This window comes from Aciduricibacillus chroicocephali, assembly GCF_030762805.1.
Taxonomy (GTDB): domain Bacteria; phylum Bacillota; class Bacilli; order Bacillales; family Amphibacillaceae; genus Aciduricibacillus; species Aciduricibacillus chroicocephali.
The window spans coordinates 1,279,033-1,299,360 of record NZ_CP129113.1; the positions used below are offsets into that span (position 1 = coordinate 1,279,033).

General features: G+C 39.6%; 18 protein-coding genes and 1 pseudogene. 14 read left to right on the top strand and 5 right to left on the bottom strand.

Annotation, left to right across the window (positions count from 1 at the left end):
• Window positions 1-320: 320 nt before the first annotated feature.
• The 6 genes and pseudogenes from QR721_RS06670 (at window position 321) to QR721_RS06695 (ending at window position 5,064) form a co-directional block, all read left to right on the top strand.
• Window positions 321-470 carry a hypothetical protein gene (locus QR721_RS06670; RefSeq protein WP_348029665.1) on the top strand — a complete coding sequence of 50 codons (150 nt, stop codon included), beginning with the start codon at window positions 321-323 and terminating at the stop codon, window positions 468-470.
• A gap of 245 nt (window positions 471-715) precedes the next feature.
• Window positions 716-826: pseudogene (locus QR721_RS06675) on the top strand (YneF family protein); the annotation flags it as partial.
• 365 nt (window positions 827-1,191) lie between these two features.
• On the top strand, window positions 1,192-2,742 hold the full coding sequence (locus QR721_RS06680; RefSeq protein WP_348029666.1) for a glycosyltransferase: 1,551 nt from the start codon (window positions 1,192-1,194) through the stop codon (window positions 2,740-2,742).
• Window positions 2,743-3,370: 628 nt separating this feature from the next.
• A complete protein-coding gene (locus QR721_RS06685) occupies window positions 3,371-4,075 on the top strand; it encodes a cytochrome c biogenesis CcdA family protein (RefSeq protein ID WP_348029667.1) in 705 nt (234 codons plus the stop codon).
• A 60-nt stretch (window positions 4,076-4,135) separates the two neighbouring features.
• Window positions 4,136-4,561 carry a Na(+)/H(+) antiporter subunit B gene (locus QR721_RS06690; protein ID WP_348029668.1) on the top strand — a complete coding sequence of 142 codons (426 nt, stop codon included), beginning with the start codon at window positions 4,136-4,138 and terminating at the stop codon, window positions 4,559-4,561.
• Between the two features lie 29 nt (window positions 4,562-4,590).
• A complete protein-coding gene (locus tag QR721_RS06695; protein ID WP_348029669.1) occupies window positions 4,591-5,064 on the top strand; it encodes a CcdC family protein in 474 nt (157 codons plus the stop codon).
• A 30-nt stretch (window positions 5,065-5,094) separates the two neighbouring features.
• Here QR721_RS06695 and QR721_RS06700 read toward each other — a convergent pair whose 3' ends face one another.
• The gene (locus QR721_RS06700; protein WP_348029670.1) at window positions 5,095-5,523 is read right to left on the bottom strand and encodes a DUF2621 family protein; all 429 of its coding nucleotides are present in this window, start codon (window positions 5,521-5,523) and stop codon (window positions 5,095-5,097) included.
• Window positions 5,524-5,698: 175 nt separating this feature from the next.
• On the opposite strand from QR721_RS06700, the gene QR721_RS06705 reads away from it, so the two are divergent.
• The 4 genes from QR721_RS06705 to QR721_RS06720 all read left to right on the top strand — a co-directional run bounded on the left by QR721_RS06705 (window position 5,699) and on the right by QR721_RS06720 (window position 10,759).
• On the top strand, window positions 5,699-6,847 hold the full coding sequence (locus QR721_RS06705) for a sensor histidine kinase (protein WP_348029671.1): 1,149 nt from the start codon (window positions 5,699-5,701) through the stop codon (window positions 6,845-6,847).
• A gap of 245 nt (window positions 6,848-7,092) precedes the next feature.
• Window positions 7,093-9,798: an aconitate hydratase AcnA gene (acnA, locus tag QR721_RS06710; protein ID WP_348029672.1), complete on the top strand. Its 2,706-nt coding sequence runs from the start codon at window positions 7,093-7,095 to the stop codon at window positions 9,796-9,798.
• A 178-nt stretch (window positions 9,799-9,976) separates the two neighbouring features.
• Window positions 9,977-10,210, top strand: coding sequence for a small acid-soluble spore protein Tlp (locus QR721_RS06715; protein WP_348029673.1), 234 nt, complete (start codon window positions 9,977-9,979; stop codon window positions 10,208-10,210).
• Between the two features lie 132 nt (window positions 10,211-10,342).
• Window positions 10,343-10,759 (top strand): acyl-CoA thioesterase, encoded by a 417-nt coding sequence (locus tag QR721_RS06720; RefSeq protein ID WP_348029674.1) that lies wholly within the window; start codon window positions 10,343-10,345, stop codon window positions 10,757-10,759.
• A 69-nt stretch (window positions 10,760-10,828) separates the two neighbouring features.
• Here the strand turns inward: QR721_RS06720 and QR721_RS06725 are convergent, their stop codons facing one another.
• The 4 genes from QR721_RS06725 to plsY form a co-directional block, all read right to left on the bottom strand.
• Window positions 10,829-11,113 carry a HesB/YadR/YfhF family protein gene (locus QR721_RS06725; RefSeq protein ID WP_348029675.1) on the bottom strand — a complete coding sequence of 95 codons (285 nt, stop codon included), beginning with the start codon at window positions 11,111-11,113 and terminating at the stop codon, window positions 10,829-10,831.
• Window positions 11,114-11,136: 23 nt separating this feature from the next.
• Window positions 11,137-11,361, bottom strand: a complete 225-nt coding sequence (gene yidD, locus QR721_RS06730) for a membrane protein insertion efficiency factor YidD (protein WP_348029676.1) — start codon at window positions 11,359-11,361, stop codon at window positions 11,137-11,139.
• Between the two features lie 4 nt (window positions 11,362-11,365).
• The gene (gene folE2 / locus QR721_RS06735; protein WP_348029677.1) at window positions 11,366-12,304 is read right to left on the bottom strand and encodes a GTP cyclohydrolase FolE2; all 939 of its coding nucleotides are present in this window, start codon (window positions 12,302-12,304) and stop codon (window positions 11,366-11,368) included.
• Window positions 12,305-12,394: 90 nt separating this feature from the next.
• Window positions 12,395-12,976 (bottom strand): glycerol-3-phosphate 1-O-acyltransferase PlsY, encoded by a 582-nt coding sequence (gene plsY / locus QR721_RS06740; RefSeq protein ID WP_348029678.1) that lies wholly within the window; start codon window positions 12,974-12,976, stop codon window positions 12,395-12,397.
• Between the two features lie 151 nt (window positions 12,977-13,127).
• On the opposite strand from plsY, the gene QR721_RS06745 reads away from it, so the two are divergent.
• The 4 genes from QR721_RS06745 (at window position 13,128) to parC (ending at window position 20,321) form a co-directional block, all read left to right on the top strand.
• Window positions 13,128-14,186 carry an ABC transporter ATP-binding protein gene (locus QR721_RS06745; RefSeq protein ID WP_348029679.1) on the top strand — a complete coding sequence of 353 codons (1,059 nt, stop codon included), beginning with the start codon at window positions 13,128-13,130 and terminating at the stop codon, window positions 14,184-14,186.
• On the top strand, window positions 14,183-15,709 hold the full coding sequence (locus QR721_RS06750) for an ABC transporter permease/substrate-binding protein (RefSeq protein WP_348029680.1): 1,527 nt from the start codon (window positions 14,183-14,185) through the stop codon (window positions 15,707-15,709). Before QR721_RS06745 ends, QR721_RS06750 begins: the two co-directional genes overlap by 4 nt.
• Window positions 15,710-15,893: 184 nt before the next feature.
• Complete coding sequence (gene parE, locus QR721_RS06755) at window positions 15,894-17,846, top strand: DNA topoisomerase IV subunit B (protein ID WP_348029681.1); 1,953 nt, start codon at window positions 15,894-15,896, stop codon at window positions 17,844-17,846.
• A gap of 18 nt (window positions 17,847-17,864) precedes the next feature.
• Window positions 17,865-20,321, top strand: a complete 2,457-nt coding sequence (gene parC / locus QR721_RS06760) for a DNA topoisomerase IV subunit A (protein WP_348029682.1) — start codon at window positions 17,865-17,867, stop codon at window positions 20,319-20,321.
• The last annotated feature ends 7 nt before the right edge of the window (window positions 20,322-20,328 follow it).

The window sequence follows — 20,328 nt, forward strand, 5'->3', positions numbered from 1 at the left end:
AATGGTTAACGTACAACTATTTATATTTCAAAAATTAAACTCTCTTTTAGTTATTTATAGCAAATAACTAAAAGAGGTTTTTTGTTATAGTTAAAATAAGTGACTTGAATGATGACTTTAGAATGAATCAGCAAATTTATGGTCGTAAAGATGATTATAATGAATACTATTTGGCTATGAATTATTTCACTAATTTTTTACTGACACATGCAAGGGTAGACAGTACACTAATAAAGTAAAAAGATTTAATTCAATAAAATAAGGTACATTATATTTGTTGAATAAATTCTATTTTAAGATAAGAAAAGTAGGTGATCAACGTGGGGAAATATCAATTGGATACCAAAAGTCAGATGGCAGCGGCAAAATATCAAGAAAAACAAACACATGCTAAATTTGATAAAAAACAGCAACTTGAAAAGATACGTGCTGGATATTTGAAGAAAAAGCAAAACCAAACAGAAAAATAATTTGAATGAGAACATAGGATGACTAAAATCTACCTATGTTTTTCTTATTTAAAGTTCTTTTTTTAATTGATAAATGGTTTGTTATTGTGATTTACAGAAGAGCAATGGGGGCTTAGTAGCTTTGTTTTTTAATTGATGAAGGATTTACCATATATCTTCTGTAATTATGAAAAAGGTAGACTTCATATGGAGATTATGCTAAATTTATCTCAACAGAAAAGTAGCAGATGTTGCTTTTCCAAAACGTTGATTTATCAATGCTTCGTACGATGATGATGCAAATGGGTCAGAAACCGTCCCAGAAGAAAATCAATCAGATGATGCGGGCGATGAACAATCAGTACGACAAGAAATAAGAATTCAACCTTTCGTATCAAGGGTTTGAGACTTTTCTTAGCGTAACAGCTAAAGCTTACCAAAGAGACCACTTTTCCTGTGAAAACTAAAGCAGGAAGGGTGGTTTTCTTTGTGCTTTTAACAGATGCAATTGAAGAATATGATGTATATAGCTACTCAATGCTTCTAGGCCAATGAATCAAATATATCTTAAGAGCCTTACAGAGGAAGAATTAAGCTTAAGGGCTAAAATAGTAGTCTTTTAGAGAGTAACACCTTTACTAGTAGAGCTTAAACAGACAGTTAAAATTATTAATTTTTATTCTTTACTTAAATGGTATAATATAATTAATGATGAAAATAATTACAAAATAAGAGGTATTATATGGATATAAAAGAGCAATCTGTATTTTTCTTAACTAATTCTTTAGACGTAAACCGTGGAGGACTATCAAAAGCTGTTCTCGCCCAAACTAAGACATTTGTTGAGAATGGGTACAACACGCATCTCTTAACCTTTAATTTTAATACGCGCTATAACATAATAAGAGAAGAACTAATTGCACTTGGCCAACTGGATTCTAATGTTAAGCTTTATAATATGTACGATTTACTCTGCGGCATAGAAGAGGATTCAATCACACCGTTGAATTTAAAGGAAACAGGATACCTAGACAAACGTGATGGTTATAACGCTTATCGTGTATATGAAAATGGTATGTATGTCAGATATAGAAGCTACCATCAAGATGACTCTTTAGATTTTATCGATCATTTTGATGAACATAGATATAGAACAAAGAGAGAAATATATGATAACTATGGGCATATAAGAAAAGTATCTTTTATGGATTTTGCTCTCAATAAGCCAAGACAAATGATCTTTTACAACAATAAGGGAACAGCCTATTTATCTAAATGGGTTAATCCAGAAACAGGAAAGGCAATTCGCGTAAACTGGTTCGACGACGATGGGAAGATAAAAGCTACTTATAAAAATGATGATGAACTTAAGGTTAAATGGATTGAAAGAATGATATCATCATCTGATAATCCTGTTATCATTTCAGACTCAAGAATGACTGATGCTTTGATGCTCAAGATCAGTAATAAGGATGCAGTTAAAATATGGAGATTACATAGCAATCACTTGACAGTGCCATTTGAAAACGACTCAGATATAGCTCCAACCGTACAATTAGGAATGGACAACTTAGCCAAGATTGACGCGGCAGTAGTTCTCACTAATCACCAGAAGCGAGAAATTGAGGAGAGATTTGGAAAGTTAGATAATTTATACGCAATTCCTCATGCTTTTGAGTCTAATTTGAAGAAGAATTTCTTTGGCAAACTTAATGTAAAGAAAGATGAGAACAAGGCAGTTGTAGTCTCTAGGTTGTCAAAAATAAAGAATATACATCATATGATAAAAGCTTTTGAGATAGTAGTTAAATCGTTGCCAGAGGCTAAGCTTGATATTTGGGGCAACGGCAATGAAAAAGAAAGTATCCAAACGTTGATTAATGAACTTGAACTTGAAAACAATGTATTTCTTAAAGGATATACCAATGATCCATCGGGGAAATATCAGAGCGCATTGTTTGGGCTCTTAACATCTAAAACAGAAGGCTTTGCACTCTCTATTTTAGAAAGTATGGCTAATGCTACTCCTGTAATAAGCTATGATATCAGATATGGTGCTAGAGAAATGATTGAAAATGGCAAGAACGGTGTGCTTATAGAGAAGAATGATATTGATCAGCTTGCAAAGGAAATGATCAAGATGTTTTGCAATCCAGACAAGGCAATAAATATGGGAGAAGCCGCATACGATACGATTAAGAATCAGTTCAACAACAAAGTATATGCTGATAATTGGAACAAGGTAGTTTTCGGTGCAATAGCCAATCGTAAAAAGAAGAACAGTAAAAATTAACAAAGAGACTGGATAAATGTAATCCAGCTTCTTTGAATTATCACAGCCGCATTGTTGCTCTTTTTGTTTGCCTTATAGAGTAAGAAGAGAGTCGATCAAGATTGAAAATGTTAAGCTTTTGTCCCTTTTAATAGTGACACCGATCAGTTATATTTTGGTGATTGGACTGTATATACGCGTTATTATTCCCAAAAGATATTACAACCGCGAGCTTGGATTGCGTAAACTATCTACGGGGTTGAACGAAAGCGTATGATTATCGTGATAATTTAGTGGTCAATATGTTTGATGTTGCATTGCTCCAAGGTGTGCCAGTGGTAAAAAACTGCAAGCGTTATCATGTTGGAACTATGTTCATGTTTACTTAACAGTTAAATGTCTTGTATGGTATGTATAAAAGCTATTTAAATTCTCATCACATTAAGGTTTTGATGCAATTGGCTTAGAAACCGTTTCAGATGAAAAATAAGGATTCAACATAGCATCTCATTGTCCCATAAATTTGGGCATTGGGATGTTTGCTTTTTAAGAAGGTTGTCACGGCTTCGCCAAAAGTACATGTTCATACCCTCGCTGTTTCTGATAAGATGGTAAGGAATGACTTGTTTGCTTAGGAGGGAAATATGATATGTCCGAGATAAATATTTTTCTTGCTTTTGGTGCTGGTTTTCTCTCTTTTATCTCACCATGTGTGCTGCCACTTTTCCCAGCTTTTGTATCCTATATTACTGGGATGAGCGTAAGTGAGCTAAGCGCTGATAACAAGCGTCTGAATCGGCGCAGTCTGTTACATACGATATTGTTCCTGCTTGGTTTCTCTACAATATTCCTAGTGCTTGGCTTTAGTTCCTCCTTCATGGCAGAATTTCTAACAAAGTACGAAGATTTAATCAGGCAACTTGGTGCACTGCTCATCGTATTCTTTGGTCTTATTCTTATAGGAGCACTTAATTTTGAATTTTTGATGAAAAATCGCAAGGTTCATTTTAAGAATAGACCTGCCGGATATTTCGGATCATTTATTATTGGAATGGCCTTTTCAGCCGGATGGACACCATGCACAGGGCCAATTCTCTTTATTGTAATCTCGATGGCGGCAACGAACCCTGAACTTGGCATGATATTGATGATCAGTTACACGCTAGGCTTTGCGATACCATTTCTCATCCTTTCTTTCTTCATTGGAAAACTGGGATGGATTCGCCGAAACAGTATGCGCATTGTAAAAATTGGTGGTTACGTCATGATTGCCTTTGGCGTTGCTCTGTTCTTTGATTGGATGACAAAGCTTACATCATTCCTGTCCTCGTGGCTTGGTTTTACTGGTTTTTGATGGCTTTTGTTAATTCACTGTATTAAAATGAATTGAAGAAGCATGAAAAGGGGTTAACTCATGTTTAAAACGAACGATTTGATTTTAAGGACGACGGCTTCACTTATTGCATTCGTCCTGCTTGGATTTGCTGTTTATCTTCTTTTTGCTGGGCATAATATGCCTGGTGGGGGATTTGTCGGTGGACTTGTAACGTCAGGTGCATTTATCTTACTTTATATGGCTTATGGAGAAGCAATGGCAAGGCGGATTTTCCCTATAAATTTCCGTACGCTCATTCCAATTGGCCTTGCACTCGCAGCCTTGACAAGTGCAGGCGGCATTTTCTTCGGCCAACCATTTTTGTCACATACTTTTGGGCATTTTCATGTTCCGCTGCTTGGTGACATAGAGCTTGCGACGGCAATGCTTTTTGACATGGGGGTTTATTTGACAGTGCTTGGAGTTACAATCACGATCATCTTAAATGTAAATGAGAGAGAGTAAGGTAACCGGAAGAAAAGAGTGGTTTAAATATGTTGATAGTTGCAAGTACAATTGTTGCCGTATTTATGGCCATCACGATGATTTTTGTTCGTCTGAAGGCTTCCAAACGGCCAGCTTCTGTTAAAAAAATTATTTTGCCGCCTGTATTTATGAGTACAGGAGCGTTTATGTTTCTGGTGCCGGAATTTCGAGTTCCTTGGCTTCAAGTAGCAGAAGCAGTGATCGTCGGTGCATTTTTCTCTTTATTTCTAATCCGTACATCAAAATTCGAAATAAAAGGTGAGCACATCTATCTCATTCCTTCTAAAGCCTTTGTTTTTATACTATTTGGCTTGCTTATCGTCAGAACAGTCATCAAACTTATTGTTGGAAGTCATATTTCTGTAGGAGAGACTAGCGGTATATTCTTCCTCCTTGCTTTCGGAATGATTGTTTGCTGGAGACTTGCCATGCTTTATAAATATAAAAAGCTTGAAAAGCGTTTACATGGAATTTCATCATAAAAGACCGGATCCTTATACGGGTCCGGTCTTTTATATATGAAATAAATATTCATATGGAGTTAGGTCAATCTGTTTTTGAGCCATTTTTTTACGAAGGAATTTGTGATCTCTTTTTGGTGTAGCGACGATATAGCCTTCAATCAAAATATCCTGAGTAATTTCTGTAGCTTTCTTTTTTATTGCCACTTCTCCAATTTTTCCGGCGATTTTGCGACGAGCAACGTCTCTGAACAATTCCGGTACAGGGGATACAAGTTCGTCAAGTAATGAAAGCAATTCGGCACTCCAAAGATGCCTCGTTTTGTCTATGTAGTATGTTTCCCAGTCCATCTGGGAAAAACCATCGGCCTTGGGCAGTTGTTTCAGGAATTTACGGAACATGAAGAAGCCCCCGATTCCCATTAGGGCAATTAGGAGAAAACCCCATAAAACTAAAAAGTAGTCTGTTGCGGCACCCATCCCGTTCACCACCTAAACACGAATGTTATTTATTTTTATGTCATATTATAGTAACATATGGTTGTCATTATTTGTAATACTCTCATAATCTCTGTTATTAATTATAAACGATAAGCATATGTATTACAATGCTAGTCCAATGAATGAAATATGCCTGGACGGAAGGGGGAAAACCGTGAAGGTGGATGGTATTACAGAAATGAACAACAAAGAAAGCAAGAGTAATTCCAAAACGCATAGCAAGCCTGCTTTTAAGGCTACCATGACACTTCCAAAAGAGCTGTATCAATGGATTGAAGGGAACAGTCCTCAAGCGATATTAATATGGAATTCATCTAATGAATTAATATTTACCACTTCCTCAGTAGAACGGCATTTAGGGTACAAATATGAGGAAATGAAAGGTTTAAAGTGGACCGAACTGATGAAGAGGAATGACATTAAGTACTTTGAGAGAAAGGTATTGTCTCTTTCATCAGGTGAGACTACTTCCAGCACAATCAAGCTTCCACATAGAGATGGGAGGAACAAATGGTTCCTCTGGACAATATCCAAGCAAATCAGCGAAGGAGAAATCTATTACATTTCTCTGTTGCAAATATTGCATGATAAAGAAGATATTGATGATTTATACATAAAGAATGAAAAGCTGGCGGTAGTTAGCCAGCTGGCGGCGAGTGTAGTACATGAAATACGCAATCCGCTCACTTCATTAAAAGGTTTCATCCAATTACTGGAGTCTGGAATAGGTAATAAAGAAGAATACTTTCGCATCATGAATGAAGAAATCGAAAAAATGGAAGCTATGACCTCGGAATTGCTGTTTATTTCGAAACCCCCAGTTAATGAAAAAGCATGGGAATCTGTGCAAAGTATGCTTAATGATGTTACTATGCTTCTCAATCCTGAAGCGAGGAAGAAAAAAGCCTCCATTGTATGGAAACAAAGTCAAGATGAAATAAAAGTGTATTGTAACCGCTCTCAAATAAAACAAGTGTTTTTAAATTTAATTAAAAACGCTATAGAAGCGATCGATCATGATCATGGTATTATTGAAATCAAGCTGGAAGTTTTAAGTAAGCATGTTGTGATCTCTTTTATTGACAACGGTCCTGGTGTGCCAGAAAATATTATAGATCGTCTCGGAGAGCCTTTCCTCACTACAAAAGAAAATGGTACGGGTCTTGGCCTTATGGTGACCAAACAGTTAATGAGCCAGCATGGCGGGGAAATGAAAGTTGTGCCAAATGAGAAAGAAGGAACTACTTTTAAATTACGAATTCCCATTGTTCCTCATGAAAAGAATACGAAACAGTTTGAATGATTCCGACCGTCTTTATGGAACTTTTTAGACACATATACAGCAAAAAAAGCTTTGTAAGCGTGTAGCCGGTTATGAAACAATTGTTTTATGACCGGGTTTCATTTATTATATAATGATGTAGGAATCATTTTTCTATTTAAATAGCAAATTCCGACATCTTGCCGATTTTGACTATTCGGCTGATTGCATGACAATGAGCAACATTTAAAGAGAGAAGCAACACTTAGGGGAAGGAGAAATGATGAATGACCGAAACGATTATCAACTCAAGGGACAAGTTTGAATTGAATGGAAAGACATATGATTATTACCGTCTGCAAAGCGTAGAAGAAGCGGGCAAGGGCAATGTCGCACGTCTCCCATTTTCAATTCGTGTCCTGCTTGAATCTGTATTAAGACAATATGACGGACACGTAATTAAAAAAGAGCATGTAGAAGGGCTTGCGAACTGGGGTAAAGGTGAAAAAGGCGATGTTCCTTTCAAGCCGTCACGTGTAATTCTTCAGGATTTCACTGGGGTGCCAGTTGTTGTTGACCTTGCGTCTCTTAGAAAGGCAATGCTTGATCTTGGTGGGGATCCGAATAAGATTAATCCGGAAGTTCCGGTGGATCTTGTAATTGACCACTCTGTTCAAGTTGACCAGTATGGTTCTGATTTGGCACTTAAAGTGAATATGGAACTGGAGTTTGAAAGAAATGCAGAGCGCTATGAATTCATGCATTGGGCTCAGAAAGCATTCGAAAACTACCGCGCTGTTCCCCCGGCTACAGGGATCGTCCACCAGGTAAACCTCGAATACCTTGCAAATGTTGTCCATGCTAATGAAGATAAAGATGGCAATATTGTCGCTTTCCCGGATACACTTGTTGGTACTGACTCCCATACAACAATGATAAATGGTATTGGTGTGCTTGGTTGGGGTGTTGGTGGTATTGAAGCAGAAGCAGGTATGCTTGGACAGCCATCATATTTCCCATCTCCTGATGTTATTGGGGTTAAATTCACAGGAAGTTTCCCAAATGGAACAACTGCGACAGACCTTGCACTGAAGGTAACGAAGGTACTTCGTGATAAAAATGTCGTAGGTAAATTTGTTGAGTATTTTGGTCCGGGACTTGCTGACATGCCACTAGCCGATAGAGCTACAATTTCCAACATGGCTCCTGAGTACGGAGCGACTTGCGGATTCTTCCCAGTTGATGAAGAGGCGTTACGCTACATGCGTTTGACAGGTCGAAACGAAGAACAGGTCCAGCTTGTTGAGAAATATTGTAAAGAAAACAATCTATGGTATTCACCGGATCAGCCAGATCCTGAATATACAGAAGTTGTTGAAATCAACCTATCTGAACTTGAGCCGAATCTTTCTGGTCCTAAGCGTCCACAGGATTTGATTGCACTTTCAAATATGAAAGAAGAGTTCAATAAAGCTGTGACAGCTCCGTCTGGAAACCAAGGTTTCGGACTTGATAAAGCTGAATTCGAAAAAGAAGTGACTGTTGAACATCCGAATGGCGAAGCATCAATCCTGAAAACTGGATCACTTGCTATTGCGGCGATCACTTCATGCACAAATACATCGAATCCATATGTCATGCTTGGTGCTGGTTTGCTTGCGAAGAAAGCTGTAGAAAAAGGCCTTGATGTTCCGGCTTATGTAAAGACATCGCTCGCGCCAGGTTCTAAAGTTGTTACACGTTATCTGGAAGATTCAGGACTGATGTCTTATCTTGACCAGCTTGGCTTCAACCTAGTCGGTTACGGCTGTACAACTTGTATCGGGAACTCCGGGCCGCTTCGTGAAGAGATTGAAGAAGCAATAATTGAGAATGATTTGCTTGTATCTTCGGTTCTTTCCGGTAACCGTAACTTTGAAGGTCGTATACATCCGCTTGTCAAAGCGAATTATCTTGCTTCTCCGCCGCTTGTTGTCGCTTATGCGCTTGCAGGAACAGTTGACATTGATTTGACAACGGAACCGCTTGGAAAAGACAAGGATGGTCAGCCAGTCTACATGAAAGACATTTGGCCTAGCTTGCAGGAGATCACTGAACAGGTTGAAAAAGTTGTTCAGCCGGAGATTTTCCGTAAAGAGTACGAAAGTGTCTTCAGCTCCAATGAGAAGTGGAATGAAATTGACACAACTGATGAGCCGCTTTTCGAATGGGATAGAAATTCAACTTATATCCAGAACCCTCCATTCTTTGAAGGGCTGTCTAAAGAAGCAGGAACGATCAATACATTGGAAGGCTTGCGTGCAGTTGGTTTGTTCGGAGACTCTGTAACAACTGACCATATTTCACCAGCAGGAGCCATTGGTAAGGACGTTCCAGCAGGAAAGTACTTGCAGGAAAAAGGAGTATCCCCGCGTAATTTCAACTCCTATGGTTCACGCCGAGGAAACCACGAAGTAATGATGCGTGGTACATTTGCGAATATCCGTATCCGCAATTTGCTTGCACCGGGAACAGAAGGCGGCTATACGACTTACTGGCCAACAGAAGAAGTTATGCCAATTTATGATGCTTGCATGAAGTATCAGCAGGATGAGACTGGACTTGTCGTAATGGCAGGAAAAGATTACGGCATGGGTTCTTCACGTGACTGGGCAGCCAAAGGTACAAACCTTCTTGGTATTAAGACAGTCATCGCAGAGAGCTATGAGCGTATCCACCGTTCTAATCTTGTCATGATGGGTGTACTTCCTTTGCAGTTTGTCAAGGGAGAAAATGCTGAAAAGCTCGGTCTAACTGGAAGAGAAACATTCAAGGTAAATGTGGATGAGAGCGTAAAACCGCATGATCTTGTAACTGTTGAAGCTGTATCTGAAGACGGCAAGAAAACTGAATTCCAGGTAATTGCCCGATTTGACAGTGATGTTGAGCTCGATTATTACCGTCATGGCGGTATTCTTCAAATGGTATTGCGTGACAAACTCGCTAAGGCTTAATATTGAGTTCTTTAAAAATAATGGAAAGCACTCCAAAGTGCTTTCCATTTTTTATTTCGTGAAATTTTAGTGCTAATACAATATAATCTCTGCTGCCAACAATTTAAATAATAAAGGATACATAAATCGGGCTCTATAGGAGAATCTAATCCAGACCAGACAGGAAAGGATGTTATAAATGAAAGATTACAATAAGCCAAAGCCCGATGACCGTTCGGATAATGCAGAAAAGCTTGCTTCCATGATCGAGGACACAGAAGCAAATATCCGCAAAGCTGAACAGACGATGGAGAATGGAAATGGCACACAAGAGAGTCAAATTGCCGATAAAAATGAACGTCGACGTGAAGCACTTAAAGGTATGCGCGCTGAGTTGCTTGATGAGGCTGAAAACGCCAATAAATATCAATAATATGGAAAAGGACTGCACCGATTACTAATCGGTGCAGTCCTTTTTCTTTCAGGCAGGGCATCAACATACTCTCTTTTATTTATGCTAAACTATTTAAAGTATACTTTGCGCAAGTTGAAAGGGAGATCGGCAATGCATGTAGTAAAAACACCAATAGAAGTCAGGTATCAGGAAACAGATCAGATGGGCGTCGTTTACCATGCAAATTATCTTGTATGGTTTGAAATAGCTAGAACGAAATTCATTGAGTCACTTGGTTTTAGCTATGCGGATATGGAAAAAGAAGGTATTGTTTCTCCGGTAACAGATATTCAGGTTAGCTATCTGAAACCGGTAAAATATGGAGACATTGCTACCGTTGAAACATGGCTTGCAAGTTATGATGGAATCCGTTCTGTCTATGCTTATAATGTAAAAGTAAACGATGAAAAGTTTGTAACGGGTTCATCAGAGCATGTCATCGTAAAAAAGGACGGTTTCCGCCCTGTTTCTCTACGTAAAAAGTTTCCTGATTGGCACGAAGCATATCAAGCAAATGTTATGGAATAGCATAAAAAAAGCGGCAAAGAAATACTATGAGAAAAAAATCATAGGTTTCTTTGCCGTTTATTAGTTCTACTAATTATAGTGGAACACAGGTTCATTCATCTTACTCTCCATGCTAATATGCAAATCTTTTCCCTCAAAATACCATGCATCATCTGTTTCGATGAAAAATAGTATATTGTCGGCTAGCGAATGAACGAGAGGATTTTTAGGAGGGGCTGCTTTAACCCCGAGAGAAAAGCCAGAGATCAGACCGCATCCGCCGTATCTTACATAGAAACGAAGATGATCGCCATCGTTAAGCTCAAGCTCTTCTTTATACCAAGTAGCTGCATGATCAGAAACAGTCAATTTCATCCGAAAACCACCTGCTTTCCTGTTTATTTATCTACTTTTTCGGGTACCAGATCTATGCCGCCCGGATGGAAAGGGTGGCACTTTAATATGCGCTTGATAGTCAAATACATACCTTTGAAAACACCGAATCTTTGAAAAGCGGTAATACTGTATGAGGAACAGGTAGGATAAAACCGGCAACTTGGAGGTTTAAGCGGACTGATCGCTTTTTGATAGAATCTGACCAGTCCAATGAAAATTAATTTCACGTGATTATTCGCCTGCTTCCTCAAGCGCTTTGTCATAAGTCAAGCTGGCAATCGCATCATGCATATGAATAGATTCTTCATTTCGGCAAATGACTTCAAACTTGCGTACAAAGTCCATTTCATACAAGTCTGCTGCAACGAGTCGAACCATATCTTCAACGAAGCGAGGATTCTCATATGCTGTTTCTGTAACGACTTTTTCATCTGGACGTTTCAAAACTGGATGGAGCCTTGCACTTGCATTGCTTTCAGCTGCTTCTAGAAGGGCTTCTTTCCAATCGAAGAATTCATCGTCAAAATTCTCGTCGAAATCGATATTTATTGTTACATTTCCTCGTTGGTTATGAGCACTATATTCACTAATTTCCTTTGAGCATGGGCATAATGTCGTAATAAGGACAGAAAGACTGCCACTGAACTTGTAACCTTTTCTTTCGTCATACACAGCTCTTAAAGTGACGTTTGCGTGATTCATTCCGGCTAGGTCGGACTGGGGGCCGCGTCTCTCATAAAACCATGGGAACGAAACTTCAATTTCAGCATCTGGTTTCTCAAGCCGCTCTGCAAGCTCTTTAGTAAAAAGTCGCATTGTTGCAAAGTCAGCCGTAAAGCCCACTTCATGATATTTATTGAGCTGTTCCATGAAACGACTCATATTGGTTCCCTTACTCGTCTTCTCAATTGTTGAAGAGAAGCGGAATGTACCGATTGTTGTCTGTACCTCCGGCTTTAGGATGCTTTTGACTGAGATAGGGTATTTAATATTGGAAACTCCGCAGACATCAAGATCAAAAAGGAAATCTTTCTTTATATTTTGTAAATCGGGCATTTTGCTCTTTTCTGTCGGTTTTGACTTCGGTCCTGGAGCGACTGACCCGAATAATTGGTGACGTTCTTTTTTATTTGGCAATTGCAATCGAGCAATCGTTTGTGTTTTGTCCATGACAGGGACCCCTTTCTCGTAAAAAAAGCTTAATCAAAGTATACTTAAGAGACTGGTAATATTCAATCTTTTCGGGTTTGTTAAGAAGTGTTACATCCAGGTAATCTTCGGTTCTGTTTTGTTAATAATTCTTTTTATATTTGCTATGTGACGATAGATAACAAACAACGTTAAGATGACAAGTACGACCGTAAGACTTGTTTCCTGCATAATAATGGCTGTAATAGTTGCAACGACGCCAGTCAGAATTGAGGAAAGTGATACATATTTCGACAGATACAGAACTAAAAGGAAAGTAACTATCGTAATCAAGAAAAGTAGCGGGCTAACTCCAAGTATAATCCCAGCAGATGTCGCAACTGCCTTTCCACCGCGGAATTTGGCGAATAGTGGATACGTATGACCGATTACTGCAAAAATCCCAATAACGAGTCGGTTTACGTCTGTATCGAAAAGAAGAGGAATGCATGTGGCGAGTGTCCCCTTTAAAATATCTCCGATTGTTACAATCGTGCCAGCTTTGAAGCCAAGGACTCTGAATGAATTCGTAGCGCCCATATTGCCACTGCCATGTTCGCGTATGTCAATGTTATAGCCGACTTTGCCGACAATAAGGGCGGTAGGAACAGAGCCGATCAAGTAGGCGATCAGTCCAAATAACGCATAATCCATATTCATTCCTGCTTTCAAATTAAGTTATATAGTACAATTGCTGCTTGTCCATTTTATCATGTTTGGGCCCTGGAAAGAACCGAATTTATAGTTATCATGCTGTTGAATGTGAAATTCTCACATACTTAATCAAAGAAGAAGGAGAGATGGCATGATTGAATTTAAGAATGTTAGCAAAAGTTATAATAGAAACGACTATGCTGTCAAAAAAATGAATTTGACTATTGAAAGAGGTGAACTTGTTACGCTGATCGGACCGAGTGGCTGTGGCAAGACGACTTCTCTTAAAATGATTAACCGGCTTATACAACCGACAGACGGAGATATCCTGATCGATAATAAAAATATAAAAGAATATGATATCCATGAATTGCGCTGGAATATCGGATATGTGCTGCAGCAAATAGCACTTTTCCCTCATATGACGATTGAGCAAAACATTAACATAGTTCCTGATTTGAAGAAATGGGATTTTAGTCGTAAAAGCGATAGAACTCGAGAATTAATGGATATGATTGGTTTGAATCCTGATGAATATCTAAAGCGTTATCCTGATGAACTGTCAGGTGGACAACAGCAAAGGGTCGGAGTAATAAGGGCTCTTGCGGCAGATCCAGATATTATACTTATGGATGAGCCTTTTAGCGCATTGGATCCAATAAGTCGCAAGCAGTTACAGGAAGATGTGCGACGTCTGCAGCAGGAGATTAAGAAAACGATCGTTTTTGTCACTCATGATATTAAAGAAGCGGTCACATTAGGTGATCGGATTTGTCTCATGAGAAATGGCATAGTTGAACAATGTGATACACCGGAAAAAATGATGGCACTTCCCACAAATGATTTTGTTGCGAACTTCATTAACGACGCCAATTCAATTTGGAATAGAAAAATCGGTGATCTGGCCGACAATTCTGTGGCAAGACCATACATTGTTTATATGGAAGATATGGTCGACAGTCATGATCAGGATTTTCGAATTGTCATAAATACAGAGGAAAAATACGAATATCTCATTTATAAAGGTAAGAAAGTGGATTTTAGACCGATTTGTGTGAATACTTCCATTGAAGAATCAGTCGGACGTATTCAAGAAATAGAGTTACCGCTTTATCCAGTTGTGCGCCAGGGAGTACTGGTAGGGGCTATTAATGAGCGTAACATACTTGACTATCTTAAGAATCAAGGGGAAGCAGGTGCCTTGCAATGAACAGTTTCCTTCATGTACTCCAAACTCGTAAAGATGTATTGTTGGAAAAAATTCTGGAACATATCCAGATGTCGCTCATCGCACTTGTAATTGCCATGATAATCGCTGTGCCGCTAGGTCTTCTGCTAACACGTTATAAGAGAGTAGCAGAACCGGTAATCGGGGTGACAGCTATATTACAAACGATACCAAGTCTTGCAATACTCGCTTTCCTGATTCCGCTTTTTGGTATCGGACGGATACCGGCAATTATTGCACTCATTATCTATGGGCTACTGCCAATTTTACGTAATACATATACAGGAATTACAGGTGTTGATCCGGCTCTTGTCGAAGCGGCTACAGGTATGGGGATGAATTCTTTCAGAAGATTAATGAAGATTGAACTGCCTCTCGCTGTTCCGGTTATTATGGCTGGTATCAGGACTTCTATGGTGCTCATCGTTGGAACAGCAACAATTGCAGCTTTGATTGGCGCTGGTGGTCTGGGAGAACTTATTTTGCTGGGATTGGATCGAGGCGCGGACATCAATCTAATTCTGCTCGGTGCGATTCCTGCGGCCATTCTTGCAATTCTACTTGATCTACTATTGCGTGGAATCGAGCGTACAACAAAAAAAGCGGGAATGAAAGCATTTATTTCAATGGTTGTAATCGTTCTTTTGCTCGCCGTCGTTCCGTCCGTGGTGAGTATTAACAAGAAGCCGGACCTAGTAATTGGTGGAAAACTCGGTGCTGAACCAGAAATCTTAATCAACATGTACAAGCTTCTCATTGAAGATAAAACAGATTTGAAAGTGGAGTTGAAGCCAGGTCTCGGAAAGACTTCGCTCGTATTTAAAGCTCTTCAAAATGGTGATATAGATATTTATCCTGAGTTCACCGGTACGGCAATCGTGACGCAGTTAGAACAGAAAGCGAGAAGCAATGATGCTGCTCAAGTATACGAACAGGCCAAAGAAGGCATGAAGAAAAAATATAATATGGCCTATTTGAAGCCAATGCAATTTAATAATACGTATACGGTGGCGTTAAAATCTAAATTGGCAGAGAAATACAACCTCGAATCAATTGGTGACCTTCGCTCGGTAGAAGATAGGTTAAAAGCCGGCTTTACATTAGAATTCAAAGACAGAAAAGATGGCTATAGAGGTATGAAGTCGCTTTATGGCATAGACTTTGCTACAGTTAAGACAATGGACCCGGGTCTTAGGAAAAAGGCCGTCAAAAAAGATGAAGTCGAGGTAATTGACGCCTATGCAACAGATAGCTACGTGAAAGAACTCGGTCTTGTATCTCTAAAAGATCCAAAGCATTTGTTCCCTCCATATCAGGGAGCTCCACTAATGCGTGAGGAAACTCTTGACAAACATCCCGATATAAAAAAAGCGCTTAATAAGATTGCAGGAAAGATTACGGATGAGGAAATGCGTGCAATGAATTATGAGGTTGATTACAAAGATCGACCTGCAGAAGAAGTTGCCCGTGAGTATCTTGTGAAAAATGAAATTATTAACAAATAGCGTTTTTCAGCAATCCTTTGGAATATATCGTTTCAAAGGGTTGTTTTTTTGGCAAAGGCAAATATGACATCAAAAAATATTTTGTAGTATAATGGGGTTCGTGTTTTAAGCAGGACGGACAGCTATCACATTTACTTTTGCAAACGTTTGTTCTATTATTGTTAGTTAAGGAGTTGAGTTTCGTTTGGCAAAAGAACAGATCAATTACTCGGATGATTCGATACAGGTATTGGAAGGTCTTGACGCTGTCAGGAAGCGGCCGGGAATGTATATTGGCAGTACGGACAGCAGAGGACTTCATCATCTTGTCTTTGAAATAGTCGATAATGCAGTTGATGAGGCATTGGCTGGCTATGGTACAGAAATAAAAGTAATAATTCATAAAGATAAGAGTCTGTCAGTTGAGGACAACGGCCGGGGAATTCCGACCGGTATGCATCAGACTGGCAGGCCGACGACTGAAGTCATATTCACTGTGCTTCATGCAGGAGGAAAGTTTGGCCAAGGAGGCTACAAGACGAGCGGCGGTCTGCATGGTGTAGGGGCCTCTGTCGTAAATGCACTCTCTGAATGGATGGAAGTGGAGATTTTCCGTAATGGAAAGAAATATCGCCAGCGATTTGAAAAGGGAGGCAAGGAAATAGGTCCCCTTGAGGAGCTTGGTCCGACGAAGAAACAAGGAACAAAGATCCGTTTCAAACCGGACTCTTCGGTTTTTTCTACAACAATATTTGATAATGAAATCATTTCTGAGCGTTTAAGGGAGTCTGCATTCCTTTTGAAAGGCTTAAAAATCGACTTGAAGGATGAGCGGAAGGATACTGAAGAGGTATTTGAATATCCGAACGGTCTGGAGTCTTTCATTGAATATTTGAATGAGGATAAAGATGTTCTCCATCCGGTTGTTTTCTTCGAAGGTGAACAGAACGGAATTGAAGTCGATTTTGCTTTCCAATTTAACGATGGTTATGCCGAAAGCATGCTGTCTTTCGTTAATAACGTTCGAACGAAGGATGGCGGAACTCATGAATCAGGAGCAAGGAGCGGAATCACCCGTGTGTTCAATGATTATGCACGCAGAAACAATTTGCTTAAGGAAAAAGAAAAAAACCTTGAGGGTACAGACATAAGAGAAGGATTGACTGCAGTCATCTCTGTTCGGATTCCTGAAGAGAAGCTCCAATTTGAAGGGCAGACAAAAGGAAAACTCGGAACCTCTGAAGCTAGGTCAGCTGCAGATTCTATCGTTTCTGAAAACTTATCTTATTTTTTGGAAGAGAACGCAGATACAGCGAGCCTGCTTATTAGAAAAGCGATTAAAGCAAAAGAAGCGAGAGAAGCAGCGAGGAAAGCGCGCGAAGATGCTCGTTCGGGTAAAAAACGCAAAAAACGAGATACATTGTTGAGCGGTAAATTGACTCCTGCTCAATCAAAGAACCCTGATCGTAATGAACTGTACCTGGTTGAGGGTGATTCAGCTGGAGGTTCAGCTAAACAGGGAAGGGACCGAAAGTTCCAAGCTGTTCTGCCTCTGCGGGGAAAAGTCATTAACACAGAAAAAGCAAAACTTGAAGATATTATGAAAAATGAAGAAATATCAACGATTATCCATACAATTGGTGCAGGTGTCGGCGGTGACTTTGATCTGAAAGATGTGCAATATGAAAAAGTCGTCATCATGACAGATGCCGATACGGATGGTGCACATATTCAAGTCCTGCTTCTTACGTTCTTCTATCGATATATGCGTCCACTAATTGAAGCCGGTAAAGTATTTATTGCTCTGCCGCCTCTTTATAAAGTGTCCAAGGGTAAAGGCAAACAAGAGAAAGTTGCGTATGCATGGGAAGAAGATGAACTTCAGAAAGTTCTTAGCGAATTCAAAAATGGATATATGATTCAGCGCTATAAAGGCCTTGGGGAAATGAATGCCGACCAGCTATGGGAAACGACTATGAACCCGGCTACACGCACTTTGATCCGCGTAACGATAGAAGACTTGGCTCGGGCAGAAAAAAGAGTTTCGACGTTGATGGGTGACAAGGTGGAGCCAAGACGAAAATGGATAGAGAACAACGTGGAGTTCGGAATGAATGAAGAAGCAAGTATACTGGAGAACGACCGGATTCATATGTAATTGAGGGAGGAATACGCTTTGGCAAAAACGGAGAAGTATCTGGATCTTCCTCTTGAAGAAGTGATTGGTGACCGATTTGGCAGATACAGTAAGTATATAATTCAGGATCGAGCGTTGCCGGATGTGCGAGATGGCTTGAAACCTGTTCAGAGACGTATTTTATATGCTATGCATGCTGAAAAGAATACGCATGAGAAGAATTTCAGAAAAGCCGCTAAAACTGTCGGTACAGTTATCGGTAACTATCATCCACACGGTGATACATCTGTTTATGAAGCAATGGTGAGAATGAGCCAGGAGTGGAAAATGCGTCATATTCTCGTGGAAATGCACGGTAATAACGGAAGTATTGATGGAGACCCACCAGCTGCCATGCGTTATACGGAAGGAAGACTCTCAAGTATCGCTTCAGAACTATTGAAGGATATTGAGAAGGAAACAGTTGAATTTGTACCGAACTTTGATGATACAACTGCAGAACCGACAGTTTTGCCAGCTAAATTCCCGAATTTACTGGCAAACGGTTCAACAGGCATTTCAGCCGGTTATGCTACAGATATTCCGCCGCATAATCTTGGAGAAGTTATTGATGCAGTCATTCGGAAAATTGACAAACCGAACTTGCCAACGGATGAGTTGCTTAACATTATTAAGGGTCCCGATTTTCCTACAGGGGGCATTGTCCAAGGAAGAGCCGGATTAAAAAAAGCATATGAAACAGGAAAAGGGAAAGTTGTAGTCAGATCTAAAGCTTTAGTTGAGAAATTGCGAAACGGTCGTGAGCAAATTGTAGTTGAAGAACTACCATACGATGTTAACAAGGCTAACCTTGTTAAGAAGATGGATGAATTGCGCGCGGATAAAAAGGTTGAAGGCATCCTAGAAGTTCGAGATGAAACAGATAGAACTGGGCTGCGTATCGTTATTGAGTTGAAAAAAGATGCAAATAGTGACGGTATCCTGAAGTATCTCTATAAGAACACAGATTTGCAGATTGCCTATCATTACAATATGGTCGCAATTCAGGATAAAACGCCATCATTGCTCTCACTTTCAAGTATTATTGAAGCGTATATTGCACATCAAAAAGAAGTTGTAACTAGGCAAACACGCTTTGATTTAAACCGTGCTGAAACGAGAGCTCATATTGTTGAAGGCTTGATTAAAGCCATATCTATCCTGGATGAACTTATTGCACTAATCCGCGCTTCCAAGGATAAACAAGATGCAAAGAACTCGATTATGAAGACTTTCGGCTTTACGGAGCGTCAGGCAGAAGCAATCGTTACACTCCAGTTGTATCGTCTGACGAATACTGATATTACAGCGCTCGAGGGTGAAGCTGAGGAGCTGAGAGAGCAGATTGCCAAGTTGAAAGCAATTTTAGATAGTGAGAAAAAATTGCTTTCAACAATTAAATCGGAGCTTCGTCAACTTAAAAAGCAATATGCTACGCCTAGGAAAACAGTTATTGAAGATGAAATTGAAGAGCTTGACTTTAATATAGATGTAACAGTCGCTAGTGAAGATGTTATCGTTTCAGTAACAAGGGACGGATATATGAAGCGCACAAGCCTGCGTTCATATGGAGCTTCGAATGGTGAAGAACCCGCAATGAAGGAACAAGATCATCTGATTGGTCTCTCTGAAATAAATACGACTGATAATGTGCTGGTCTTCACAAACAAAGGAAAGTATATTTCACTCCCAGTTCATGCAATGCCGGAAATCCGCTGGAAGGATATTGGACAGCATATTTCCAATATCGCTACTGTTGACAGTGATGAACACATCGTAAGGATTATACCAATCCGTAATTTTAAAGAGTCAAAATATCTCGTTTTCCTAACGAAAAATGGTATGATTAAACGAAGCGAACTGAATCTTTATGAGGCACAACGCTATACAAGAATGCTGATCGCTCTTAATTTGAAAAAAGAAGATGAATTGCTTGATGTATTTCTTACAAAAGGAGAGCAAGATATATTTATTGCCTCCAACAAAGGGTATGGCCTGCGTTTCAAGGAATCGGATATTCCAGTCATTGGCCAGCGTGCAGCTGGGGTAAAATCGATGGCATTGCAGGCTGGTGAACATATTGTCGGAGGAGGTACAGTCGCTCATAAAGCGAAAGGGTCTCTTTTGACAGTAACAAAACGCGGTGCACAGAAAAAAATGAAACCTGAAGAATTGAAAATGGCGGAACGGGCACAACGTGGCCAAATCATGTTCCGCGAATTGAAAACTAAGCAAGATAAACTGATTGGCTTTTTCATCACGGAAGTAGAAAAGACTGACATTTTCGTAGAAGCGGAGAATGGACAGACGGCTATTATTCATCCGGAAGAATTGCCATTCAGTGAGCGGACGAGCAACGGAAGCTTCATCTTCCATACAAAAGATAAAGCAGCCGCTGTAAGGACGCACAAAATTATTGCCTGTAGCAAACCATTTGCGCAGAAAAGCAACAATTAGTCGACGG

Coding starts and splice junctions, on each gene's coding strand:
- QR721_RS06715 (WP_348029673.1), top strand. CDS start 9,977: ATGAAAGATTACAATAAGCCAAAGCCCGATGACCGTTCGGATAATGCA.
- QR721_RS06695 (WP_348029669.1), top strand. CDS start 4,591: ATGTTGATAGTTGCAAGTACAATTGTTGCCGTATTTATGGCCATCACG.
- QR721_RS06690 (WP_348029668.1), top strand. CDS start 4,136: ATGTTTAAAACGAACGATTTGATTTTAAGGACGACGGCTTCACTTATT.
- plsY (WP_348029678.1), bottom strand. CDS start 12,976: ATGGATTATGCGTTATTTGGACTGATCGCCTACTTGATCGGCTCTGTT.
- QR721_RS06725 (WP_348029675.1), bottom strand. CDS start 11,113: ATGAAATTGACTGTTTCTGATCATGCAGCTACTTGGTATAAAGAAGAG.
- QR721_RS06750 (WP_348029680.1), top strand. CDS start 14,183: ATGAACAGTTTCCTTCATGTACTCCAAACTCGTAAAGATGTATTGTTG.
- QR721_RS06720 (WP_348029674.1), top strand. CDS start 10,343: ATGCATGTAGTAAAAACACCAATAGAAGTCAGGTATCAGGAAACAGAT.
- QR721_RS06680 (WP_348029666.1), top strand. CDS start 1,192: ATGGATATAAAAGAGCAATCTGTATTTTTCTTAACTAATTCTTTAGAC.
- acnA (WP_348029672.1), top strand. CDS start 7,093: ATGACCGAAACGATTATCAACTCAAGGGACAAGTTTGAATTGAATGGA.
- QR721_RS06745 (WP_348029679.1), top strand. CDS start 13,128: ATGATTGAATTTAAGAATGTTAGCAAAAGTTATAATAGAAACGACTAT.
- QR721_RS06685 (WP_348029667.1), top strand. CDS start 3,371: ATGTCCGAGATAAATATTTTTCTTGCTTTTGGTGCTGGTTTTCTCTCT.
- QR721_RS06700 (WP_348029670.1), bottom strand. CDS start 5,523: ATGGGTGCCGCAACAGACTACTTTTTAGTTTTATGGGGTTTTCTCCTA.
- folE2 (WP_348029677.1), bottom strand. CDS start 12,304: ATGGACAAAACACAAACGATTGCTCGATTGCAATTGCCAAATAAAAAA.